The sequence below is a fragment of the Streptomyces sp. NPDC059853 genome, from assembly GCF_042731495.1.
Taxonomy (GTDB): Bacteria; Actinomycetota; Actinomycetes; order Streptomycetales; family Streptomycetaceae; genus Streptomyces.
In genome coordinates, this window is the sequence record NZ_JBHWJL010000184.1 from 1 (window position 1) to 10,214 (window position 10,214).

Genomic DNA, 10,214 nt, shown 5'->3' on the forward strand with positions numbered 1-10,214 from the left:
CCCATCATGTGCACGCCGCCGTCGACGTGCACGATCTCACCGGTGGTCTTCGGGAACCAGTCCGACAGCAGCGCCACGACGCCGCGGGCCGCCGGCTCCGGGTCCTCCAGGTTCCAGCCGATCGGCGCCCGGGTGTTCCACACGTCCGCCAGCTCCTCGAAGCCGGGGATGGACTTGGCCGCCATCGACTTGATCGGACCCGCCGACACCAGGTTGACCCGGATGTTCTTGTGCCCCAGGTCACGGGCCAGGTAGCGGGAAGTGGCCTCCAGGGCCGCCTTGGACACGCCCATCCAGTCGTACTTGGGCCACGCCACCTGGGCGTCGAAGTCCATGCCCACGACCGAACCACCGCGCCGCTCCAGCAGCGGGAGCAGCGCCATGGTCAGCGACTTCAGCGAGTAGGCGGAGACCTCGACGGCCGTGGCCACCGACTCCCACTCGGTGTGGAGGAAGTTGCCGCCCAGCGCGTCCTGCGGCGCGAAGCCGATGGAGTGCACCACGCCGTCCAGGCCGTCGAGGTGCTCCCCCACCGAGCCGGCGAGCGAGGCCAGCTGGTCCTTGTTCTGCACGTCCAGTTCGATGACCGGAGCCGGCTTGGGCAGCCGCTTGGCGATCCGCTCCACCAGGGAGAGGCGTCCGAAGCCGGTCAGGACGACCTCGGCGCCCTCCTCCTGGGCCAGCTTGGCGACATGGAAGGCGATCGACGACTCGGTGAGCACCCCGGTGACCAGGATGCGCTTACCGACAAGAAGTCCACTCATGGTTCAGTGCCCCATGCCCAATCCGCCGTCAACGGGGATGACGGCTCCGGTGATGTACGCGGCCTCCTCGGAGGCCAGGAAACGGACCGCGGCGGCGATCTCGGCGGGCTGTGCGTACCGGCCGAGCGGCACCTGCGCGACGATGCCCGCGCGCTGCTCGTCACTGAGCACCCGCGTCATATCGGTGTCCACGAATCCGGGGGCCACCACGTTGCAGGTGATGCCCCGGGAACCCAGCTCGCGGGCGAGGGAGCGGGCGAAGCCCACCAGACCGGCCTTGGAGGCGGCGTAGTTGGCCTGCCCCGCCTGGCCCATCAGGCCGACCACCGAGGAGATCAGCACGATCCGTCCGGCGCGGGCCCGCAGCATGCCCTTGGAGGCGCGCTTGACCATCCGGAAGGTGCCGGTGAGGTTGGTGTCCAGCACCGCGGCGAAGTCCTCCTCGGACATCCGCAGCAGGAGCTGGTCACGGGTGATGCCGGCGTTGGCCACCAGCACCTCGACCTTGCCGTGCTTCTCCTCGATCTCTTTGTATGCCTGCTCCACCTGCTCCGGTTCGGTGATGTCACACCGCACCGCCAGCACGCCGCGCTCCACCAGCTCCTGCGGCGGTTCGCCCGAGCGGAAGGTAATGGCGACCTTGTCACCCGCGTCCACGAGGGAACGGGCGATGGCCAGGCCGATTCCGCGGTTCCCTCCGGTGACGAGTACCGAGCGACTCAAGGGATCACCCCTTCTCTGCGACATGTGCTCGGCACCAAACTAGCCCGCCCGGCGCAGCGCACGGGGATCGGGGGCTGACAGGCACAGCACCGGGGCCCTGTGGGGTTCCTACATCCGTGGCGCCATTTCCGCAGGGTGGAGCAGACATTCGCACCACACCGTCTTGCCGGCCGGGTGGGCGGCCACGCCCCAGGCGGCGGCGAACGCGTCCACAAGCAGCAGCCCCCGGCCGCTCTCCCGCTCCTCCCCGCCGGCCGGGCGCGGCACCGGGTACCGGTCGGCGCGGGCGTCCGTCACCTCGATCCGCAGCGGGACGGCTCCGCCCTCCGTGCCCTCCCCGCCGTCCCGGGCCGGGCGGGCGGGCATCGACACCGCGAGGGTGAAGCCGCGGCCGGGCGCCGAGCCGTGCCGCACCGCGTTGGCGGCGAGTTCGCCCACCAGCAGGGCCACGGTGCGGGCCGCCGGGCAGCCGGCCGGGATGCCCCACCGGTCGAGCCGCTGCTCGGTGAACCGGCGGGCCAGCCGTACGGCGTGCGGGGTCGCGCTGAACGACATGCTGAACGACGTCGTGGCCCCGGTGGGGATCAGCTCCTGCTCCATGGACCGAGCGTGGCGAAAAGAGGTCCTGACCGGCCAGCCCGGTACCGGACACGGACCGTCACTCTCCGCGTCCGCCGGGTGTTTCCGCGCAGGTGGCGGGGGCAGCGGGGGACAGGTGGCCCGGGGCCGGAAAACCGGGCGGAATATGACGCCCGCAGGGGACATACGCAGGTGGGGCGCCAACTCCCGCCGCCCGGACGGGGTTTCGCCGTTGCCGCGGGCATCGACTACCGTTCGCGCATGTCCGAGCAGCCACCCCTGCCGCCGCCGCCCGCGCAGCCGCCGCCCCCGGTCCCGGCCCCGGGCGCCCCGTGGCCGGGCGGCGGGCCCGGCCCGTACCCGGGCGTGCAGCCACCGCCGTACCCGCAGCCGCAGCCGCAGCCGCACGCCACGGGGTACCCGGGACCGCACACCACGGTGTACCCCGGGCCCCCTCCGTACCCGTACCCGTACCCGGGACCGTACGGCGCGGCCCACCCCGAGCCCGTGTACCGGATGGCTCCGCCGCCCGGCCCGGTGATGCGCCCCGGTCCGGTGCATCCGGGGTACGGGCCGCCGCTCGCCCTGCTGGCCGCTCCCTCGCGCCGGCTCTACGCACGGCTGGTGGACTTCGGGATCCTGATCGCGCTCGTCCTCGTGGTGCTGTGGGCCGGGCTCACCCTGGCCGGGGACGACGCCGGTGCCCGGGGCGCCAACGCCCTGTGGGCGCTGTGGTGCGCGCTCGGCTATCTGCTGCTGTACGACCCGCTGGCGCACTGGCTGACCGGCGGACGCACCATCGGCAAGTGGCTGTTCGGGCTGCGGGTGGTACGGCTGCGCGACGGCGGGCCGGTCGGCCTCTTCCGGGCGCTGGGCCGGGAGTGGTTCTACCTGTTCGGCAGTCTGCTCGCGGGCTTCGTGGCCGGCGCCGGCTTCCTCATCGCCGCCTGGTGCCTGTGGGACACCCCGTTCAAGCAGGGGCTGCACGACAAGGCGGTGGACACCGTGGTGATCCGGTCGGGCCCGTCGGCCGGCGGGTGATCCGGAGGCCCGGTGGCCGGGCCCGGTGGCCGGTCGTCCCTGGGCAGTTCCGCTCCGAGCGGGCATGATCGGTGATTCCCGGTGGCGCGTACCGCCCCGGGAACGACCGAAGATGGCCATGGACAGGAGAGACTGTGCCCCCATCCATCGATGAGAGTTTCCTCGCGCTGCCGTTGCGGCAACTCGCCGACGCCGCGCTCGCCCGCGCGAAGGCGCTGGGTGCCGAACACGCCGACTTCCGTTTCGAGCGGGTGCGCAGCGCCGACTGGCGGCTGCGCAACGCCCGCCCGGCCGGCTCCTCGGACGTGACGGACACCGGGTACGCGGTCCGCGTGGTGCACGGCGGCAGCTGGGGGTTCGCGGCCGGCGTCGACCTGACCATGGACGCGGCGGCCCGGGTCGCCGGCCAGGCGGTCGCCATGGCCAAGCTGTCGGCGCGGATCGGCGCGGCGTCCGGCGCGGACACCCGGGTGGAGCTGGCGCCGGAGCCCTCCTACGGCGAGCAGACCTGGATCTCCTCGTACGAGATCAACCCCTTCGACGTGCCGGACGCGGAGAAGACCGCGCTGTTCGCCGACTGGAGCGCGCGGCTGCTGGCGGCGCCCGGGATCAGCTACGTGGACACCCGGTTGTGGGCGGTCCAGGAGAACAAGTTCTACGCGGACACCGCCGGTACGGTGACCACCCAGCAGCGGGTGCGGATCAACCCCGAGCTGACCGCGACCGCCGTGGACTCCGCGACCGGCCGGTTCGACACCATGAACACCCTGGCGCCGCCCGCCGGGCGCGGCTGGGAGTATCTGACCGGCACCGGCTACGACTGGGACAGCGATCTGGACCAGTTGCCGTCGCTGCTGGCGGAGAAGCTGGCCGCCCCGTCGGTGCGGGCCGGCCGGTACGACCTGGTGGTGGACCCGTCCAATCTGTGGCTGACCATCCACGAGTCGATCGGCCACGCCACGGAACTGGACCGGGCGCTGGGCTACGAGGCGGCGTACGCCGGGACCTCGTTCGCGACGGTCGACCGGCTGGGGACGCTGAAGTACGGCTCGCCGCTGATGCATGTCACCGGTGACCGGACGGTGGAGCACGGGCTGGCGACCACCGGGTTCGACGACGAGGGCGTACGGACCCAGTCCTGGGACGTGATCAAGGACGGCACCCTGGTCGGCTACCAGATGGACCGGCGCACGGCGAGGCTCCAGGGCTTCGAGCGGTCCAACGGCTGCGCGTTCGCGGACTCCCCCGCGCATGTGCCGATCCAGCGGATGGCGAACGTCTCGCTCCGGCCGGACCCCCAGGGGCCGGACACGGCCGGACTGATCGCGGGGGTGGAGCGCGGGATCTACGCGGTCGGCCGCAACTCCTGGTCGATCGACATGCAGCGCTACAACTTCCAGTTCACGGCGCAGCGGTTCTTCAGGATCGAGAACGGGCGGCTGGCCGGTCAGCTGCGGGATGTGGCGTACCAGGCGACAACCACCGACTTCTGGGGCTCGATGGAGGCGGTCGGCGGGCCGCAGACCTATGTGCTGGGCGGCACGTTCATGTGCGGCAAGGCGCAGCCGGGCCAGGCGGCGGCGGTCTCGCACGGCTGCCCGTCGGCGCTGTTCCGGGGCGTGAACATTCTCAACACCGCCGAGGAGGCCGGCCGTGCCGCGTGACATCCGCGCGGCCGGCCGGCCGCAGTCGGGAACGCAGTCGGGAACGCAGTCGCATCTCCGCCGCGCGGGCGGGGACACGAACGGGAGGCAAGGATGAGCGCCGGCAAGCCGTACGAGATCGTGGAGCGGGCGCTGGAACTGTCGCGGGCCGACGGTCTGGTGGTGCTCGCCGAGGAGAACTCCAGCGCCAATCTGCGCTGGGCGGGGAACACGCTGACCACCAACGGGGTGACCCGGGGCCGGACGCTGACGGTGATCGCCACGGTGGACGGGGCGCAGGGCACGGCGGCCGGGGTGGTCTCGCGCAGCGCGGTGACCGACGAGGAACTGGAGCCGCTGGTGCGGGCCGCGGAGGAGGCGGCGCGGCAGGCGCCGCCGGCCGAGGACGCCGCGCCGCTGCTGACCGGGGACGGGGCGGCGCCCGGATTCACGGAGGACCCGGAGGTCACCTCGCCCGAGGTCTTCGCGGAGTTCGCGCCGGCGCTCGGGGAGAGCTTCGCGCGCTCGCGGGCGGCGGAGCGGGAGCTGTTCGGGTTCGCCTCGCACGACATCACCTCCACCTATCTGGGCACCTCGGGCGGGCTGCGGCTGCGGCACGACCAGCGCGCGGGGCATGTGGAGATCAACGCGAAGTCCCCGGACCGTACCCGGTCCTCCTATGTGACGGTGCCCACCGCCGACTTCTCGGACGTGGACGTGGCGGCGCTGGAGGCGGAGCTGGCGCAGCGCCTTCAGTGGGCGCGGCGGCGGATCGACCTGCCGGCCGGGCGGTACGAGACGCTGCTGCCGCCGTCGTCGGTGGCGGATCTGCTGATCTACCTGTACTGGACGGCGGATGCCCGCAAGGCGCACGACGGCCGGACGGTGTTCAGCCGGGCGGGCGGCGGTACCCGGGTGGGCGAGAAGCTGTCGCGGCTGCCGGTGGATCTGTACAGCGATCCGGCGGCGCCGGGGGCGGAGGCGGCCCCGTTCCTGATCGCGCACGCGTCGGGCGGCGGTCTGGCGCCCGAGGTGTCGGTGTTCGACAACGGGCTGCCGCTGGGGCGTACCGACTGGGTGCGGGACGGGGTGCTGCGGCAGTTGCCGACCACCCGCTACTCCTCGGAGGTGACCGGTCTCCCGGTGGCGCCGCTGACCGACAACCTGCTGCTGGAGGCCGGGGGGACCCGTTCGCTCCCGGAGCTGGTGGCGGACACCGAGCGGGGGCTGCTGATCACCTCGCTGTGGTACATCCGCGAGGTCGATCCGGCCACGCTGCTGCTGACCGGGCTGACCAGGGACGGGGTGTTCCTGGTGGAGAACGGGGAGGTGAGCGGGGTGGTGAACAACTTCCGCTTCAACGAGTCCCCGGTCGATGTGCTGGCCAGGGCGAGCGAGGCGGGGCGCACCGAGGTGACCCGGTCGCGGGAGTGGGGCGACTACTTCCCGCGCACCGCGATGCCCGCGCTGCGGGTGCCCGGGTTCAATATGAGCTCGGTGAGCCCCGGCGTGTGACCGTAGACTGCGTCCGATCTTCTGATTCCCATCCGACCGTCGACCTTCAGGACTGAACGTGACACGCCTCGGCGACTCCGTGCAGCGCGCGTCCGCGCTGCTCGCGCAGGACCTCTCCTCCGACACCACCGTGCGGCAGCTGCTGCGGGAGACGGGATCGCGGCGTTATCTGGACCTGACGGACCTGCCGGCGCGGGAGCAGGCGGAACTGATCGCGGCCCGCGCGGTCGAGGTGCTGCCGTCGGTGGACAAGCTGGCGGCGGACATCGAGGCGGCGCGGGCCGAGGGGCGCGGGCTGCGGGTGAAGCTCGGGATCGACCCGACGGCGGCCGATGTGCATCTGGGGCACGCGGTCCCGGTGATCGTGCTCAGCCGCTTCCAGCGGATGGGCCACGCGGTGACGCTGATCATCGGGGACATCACGGCGAAGATCGGTGACCCCTCGGGGCGTTCGGCGGAGCGTCCGCCGCTGTCGGACGAGGACATCGCGGCGAACCTGGCCGGGTACCGGGGCCAGGTGAAGCCGTTCTTCGACTTCGAGCGGGTGGAGTTCCGGCACAACAGCGAGTGGCTGGCGGGCATCACGCTGCCGAAGCTGATCGGGGTGCTGTCGCAGGTGCCGGCGTCCTCGCTGCTCCAGCGGGAGGACTTCCGCACCCGCCTCGAGGGCGGCCACGGGCTGACCATGTCGGAGCTGATCTACCCGGTGGCGATGGCGATCGACTCGGCCGAGATCGACGCCGACATCGAGCTGGGCGGTGTGGACCAGCTGCTGAACATGCAGATGGGCCGCCGTGTGATGGAGATCTACGGGCAGAAGCCGCAGCTGGTGGTGACGATGCCGCTGGTGGAGGGCACCGACGGCACCGGCGCGAAGATGTCGAAGTCCAAGGGCAACTACGTGGGTCTTTCGGCGCCGGCGGACGAGGTGTTCGGCAAGATCATGTCGGTGCCGGACCGGCTGATGGAGCCGTACCTGCGGGCCTGGACGGAGTGGACCGATCCGGAGATCGCCGGGGCGCTGGCCCGGGTGGCGGACGGTTCGCTGCACCCGATGGACCTGAAGAAGGTGCTGGCCGGGGAGATGGTGGCCGCGCTGTACGGGGTCGAGGCGGCGATGGCGGCGCGGGCCGGGTTCACGGCGCAGTTCTCGAAGAAGAGCTTCACCGAGGTCGGGACGCTGCCGGAGGTGGATCTGGCCGAGCACGGCGGGGAGCGCATCGACGCGGTGCTGACCCGGGTGCTGGAGTTCACCGCGTCCTCCTCGGCTGCCCGGCGGCTGGCCAAGCAGAACGCGCTGCGCATCGTGGTGGAGTACCCGGGCGGCGGGCAGCACAGCGAGGTGCTGGGCGAGGCGGCGGTGACCCGGGGCCTGGCCGAGGTGGCCGACGAGGCGGCTGTGGCGCAGGAGGGCGGGGAGCGGCCGGCCGGGGTGTACCTGAAGGCCGGGCGTAAGCTCGCACTGCTGGTGCGCCGCTGACCGAGGGCGGCGGCCGGCTCCCGAGGTGAGGAGCGTGCGGCATGGCGCGGTGGCGGCGGAGCGCGGCCGGGGCCGGTGAGGGGTCCGTGTACCGGATCACCGGCGCCCGGCGCGGGCTCGCGGAGGACGTCCGGGGACGGCAGCGACGTTATGTCATTTCCATGTTGGTGCGTACGGCTGCGGTACTCCTCACATTCGTGTTGTGGGACACCAGCCGCCCGATTGCCATCGCAACTCTGGTTCTCGGAACGGTGATGCCTTACATCGCCGTGGTGATCGCGAATGCGGGCCGGGAGAACTCCCCCGCGCTGCCGTCCACCTTCATCACCAGTGCTTCCCGGACCGCGCTGCCGCCCGCTTCCCACCTGGATAGGTCCTCGAACGGGCAGAGCAGTCCATCGGGTTGATGTATTCGGTTGCGAAGCTCAAGAAAAGCTCAACGGAATATGAGCCCTTCGGCTGCACACCGGCGCGCATCACATGTCATACTTCAAGAGCGCTCCGTATCCCCCGTCGGAGCGACGGACCGACGCCGGGCGGCTCCCCCCGTGGCTGCCCGGCGTCGCCATGTCCGGGGTGAGGGTGTTGGATGGTTTCCGTGTCCGACGAACCTCTGGCCGATGAGCCGCTGATCTGTTCCGCCAAAGGCTGCCGTGAGCCCGCTGTGTGGGTGCTCGCCTGGAACAACCCGAAGCTGCACACCCCCGAGCGCCGCAAGACCTGGCTGGCCTGCGAGGAGCACCGGGAGCATCTGGGCCAGTTCCTGGGCGTGCGGGGGTTCTTGAAGGACGTGGTGCCGCTCGCCGAGTGGCGGGCGGCCGAGCCCGGCGCCGGGGCCTGACGTCCCGGCTCGCCGGGGCCGGTCAGCCGCCGATGGCGGACATGGGGCGCTGCGGCTGGAGGAAGGACGGGTCGTCCAGCCCGGATCCGGCCTTCTTGCCGTGCATGGCGGTGCGCCAGCGCGCGGCCAGTTCCGCGTCGTCGGCCCCGGCGCGCAGCGCGCCGCGCAGATCGGATTCCTCGCGGGCGAACAGACAGGTACGCACCTGGCCGTCCGCGGTCAGCCGGGTGCGGTCGCAGGTGCGGCAGAACGGCCGGGTGACGGAGGCGATCACGCCGACCCGGTGCGGGCCGCCGTCCACCGTCCAGCGCTCGGCGGGGGCCGCGCCGCGGGCTTCGGCGCTCTCCGGGGTGAGGGCGAAGCGGGTGGCGAGGGAGCGCAGGATGTCCTCGGCGGTGATCATGGTGTCGCGCTGCCAGCCGTGCTGCGGGTCCAGGGGCATCTGCTCGATGAACCGCAGTTCGTAGCCGTGCCGGATCGCCCACTCCAGCAGATCGGGTGCCTCGGTGTCGTTGACGCCGGGCATGAGGACGGCGTTGACCTTGACCGGGTCGAGTCCCGCGGCCCGGGCGGCGGCGAGTCCGCGCAGCACGTCGGCGTGCCGGTCGCGGCGGGTGAGGGTGCGGAAGGTCTGCGGGTCGAGGGTGTCGAGCGAGACATTGACCCGGTCCAGACCCGCCGCGCGCAGGGCCGGGGCGACCCGTTCCAGGCCGATGCCGTTGCTGGTGAGGGAGAGCCGGGGGCGCGGGGCGAGGGCGGCGCAGCGCTCCACGATGGACACCAGGCCGGGGCGCAGCAGCGGCTCTCCGCCGGTGAACCTGACCTCGGTGACGCCGAGTTCGCCCACGGCCACGGTGACGAGACGGACGATCTCGTCATCGGTCAGCAGTTCGGGTCTGGGGAGCCAGCGCAGGCCCTCCTCGGGCATGCAGTAGGTGCAGCGCAGATTGCAGCGGTCGGTCAGCGAGACCCGCAGATCGGTGGCGACGCGGCCGTAGGTGTCCGACAACATGCTTCGCAGCGTACGGCACGCCGCTGACGATGCCGTCAACTCACGGCGGTGGTGGGGGCGCTGTCGGAGGCGGCCCGTATCCTCAGGGACCATGCTCGAAGACCACCAGGCAACCACAGTCGAGGTTCCCGCACAGCAGTCGGCGGGCGTGCCCTGGCCCTCCGGTTACCCCGGCGGGTACGCGGTGGTGGATGTGGAGACCACCGGGCTCGCACCGGACGACCGGATCGTATCGGCGGCGGTCTACCGACTGACCGCCAGGGGGGAGGTTGAGGACCACTGGTACACGCCGGTCAACCCGGAGCGTGACCCGGGTCCGACCTGGATCCACGGACTGACCAGCGCCATGCTGGCGGACGCGCCGCTGTTCGGGGAGATCGCGGAGGAGTTCGCGCGGCGTCTTGAGGGGCGGGTGCTGGTCGCGCACAACGCCGTCTTCGACTGGAAGATGATCGCCCGGGAGTACGCCCGCGCGGACCGGGTGGCGCCGGTGGAGCAGCGGCTGTGCACCATCCAGTTGTCGAAGGCGCTGCAACTGCCGCTGGCGAATCACCGGCTGGAGACGCTGGCCGCCCACTTCGGGGTGGAGCAGCGGCGGGCGCACCACGCGCTGGAC

Annotated in this window: 11 protein-coding genes; 7 read left to right on the forward strand and 4 right to left on the reverse strand. The window is 71.9% G+C overall.

Annotated elements, in window-relative coordinates; all coding sequences use genetic code 11:
- The 3 genes from fabI to ACFV5N_RS18655 form a co-directional block, all read right to left on the reverse strand.
- Positions 1–764: enoyl-ACP reductase FabI (fabI, locus tag ACFV5N_RS18645; protein ID WP_385600826.1), on the reverse strand; the 764-nt coding region annotated here is incomplete at its 3' end.
- Between the two features lie 3 nt (positions 765–767).
- On the reverse strand, positions 768–1,487 hold the full coding sequence (gene fabG, locus ACFV5N_RS18650) for a 3-oxoacyl-[acyl-carrier-protein] reductase (RefSeq protein WP_385600828.1): 720 nt from the start codon (positions 1,485–1,487) through the stop codon (positions 768–770).
- Positions 1,488–1,595: 108 nt separating this feature from the next.
- Positions 1,596–2,087 (reverse strand): ATP-binding protein, encoded by a 492-nt coding sequence (locus ACFV5N_RS18655; protein WP_385600831.1) that lies wholly within the window; start codon positions 2,085–2,087, stop codon positions 1,596–1,598.
- 240 nt (positions 2,088–2,327) lie between these two features.
- Between ACFV5N_RS18655 and ACFV5N_RS18660 the strand changes: the two genes are divergently transcribed.
- The 6 genes from ACFV5N_RS18660 to ACFV5N_RS18685 all read left to right on the forward strand — a co-directional run bounded on the left by ACFV5N_RS18660 (position 2,328) and on the right by ACFV5N_RS18685 (position 8,586).
- Entirely contained in the window at positions 2,328–3,107 is a 780-nt protein-coding gene (locus tag ACFV5N_RS18660; RefSeq protein WP_385600834.1) for an RDD family protein, read from the forward strand.
- A 134-nt stretch (positions 3,108–3,241) separates the two neighbouring features.
- Entirely contained in the window at positions 3,242–4,771 is a 1,530-nt protein-coding gene (locus tag ACFV5N_RS18665) for a TldD/PmbA family protein (RefSeq protein ID WP_385600835.1), read from the forward strand.
- 93 nt (positions 4,772–4,864) lie between these two features.
- Positions 4,865–6,265 carry a metallopeptidase TldD-related protein gene (locus ACFV5N_RS18670; protein WP_385600838.1) on the forward strand — a complete coding sequence of 467 codons (1,401 nt, stop codon included), beginning with the start codon at positions 4,865–4,867 and terminating at the stop codon, positions 6,263–6,265.
- A 58-nt stretch (positions 6,266–6,323) separates the two neighbouring features.
- Entirely contained in the window at positions 6,324–7,745 is a 1,422-nt protein-coding gene (gene tyrS / locus ACFV5N_RS18675) for a tyrosine--tRNA ligase (protein WP_385600841.1), read from the forward strand.
- Positions 7,746–7,786: 41 nt separating this feature from the next.
- Positions 7,787–8,152, forward strand: coding sequence for a DUF3099 domain-containing protein (locus ACFV5N_RS18680; protein WP_385600844.1), 366 nt, complete (start codon positions 7,787–7,789; stop codon positions 8,150–8,152).
- 182 nt (positions 8,153–8,334) lie between these two features.
- A complete protein-coding gene (locus ACFV5N_RS18685) occupies positions 8,335–8,586 on the forward strand; it encodes a hypothetical protein (RefSeq protein ID WP_385600846.1) in 252 nt (83 codons plus the stop codon).
- Positions 8,587–8,608: 22 nt separating this feature from the next.
- Here the strand turns inward: ACFV5N_RS18685 and moaA are convergent, their stop codons facing one another.
- A complete protein-coding gene (gene moaA / locus ACFV5N_RS18690) occupies positions 8,609–9,598 on the reverse strand; it encodes a GTP 3',8-cyclase MoaA (RefSeq protein ID WP_385600847.1) in 990 nt (329 codons plus the stop codon).
- Between the two features lie 91 nt (positions 9,599–9,689).
- On the opposite strand from moaA, the gene ACFV5N_RS18695 reads away from it, so the two are divergent.
- On the forward strand, positions 9,690–10,214 hold a 525-nt coding region (locus ACFV5N_RS18695), incomplete at its 3' end, for an exonuclease domain-containing protein (protein WP_385600850.1).

Bases quoted from the DNA above. Each gene is read 5' to 3' on its own strand.
- ACFV5N_RS18655 (WP_385600831.1), bottom strand. From the start codon at position 2,087: ATGGAGCAGGAGCTGATCCCCACCGGGGCCACGACGTCGTTCAGCATG.
- ACFV5N_RS18660 (WP_385600834.1), top strand. From the start codon at position 2,328: ATGTCCGAGCAGCCACCCCTGCCGCCGCCGCCCGCGCAGCCGCCGCCC.
- ACFV5N_RS18670 (WP_385600838.1), top strand. From the start codon at position 4,865: ATGAGCGCCGGCAAGCCGTACGAGATCGTGGAGCGGGCGCTGGAACTG.
- ACFV5N_RS18680 (WP_385600844.1), top strand. From the start codon at position 7,787: ATGGCGCGGTGGCGGCGGAGCGCGGCCGGGGCCGGTGAGGGGTCCGTG.
- ACFV5N_RS18685 (WP_385600846.1), top strand. From the start codon at position 8,335: ATGGTTTCCGTGTCCGACGAACCTCTGGCCGATGAGCCGCTGATCTGT.
- moaA (WP_385600847.1), bottom strand. From the start codon at position 9,598: ATGTTGTCGGACACCTACGGCCGCGTCGCCACCGATCTGCGGGTCTCG.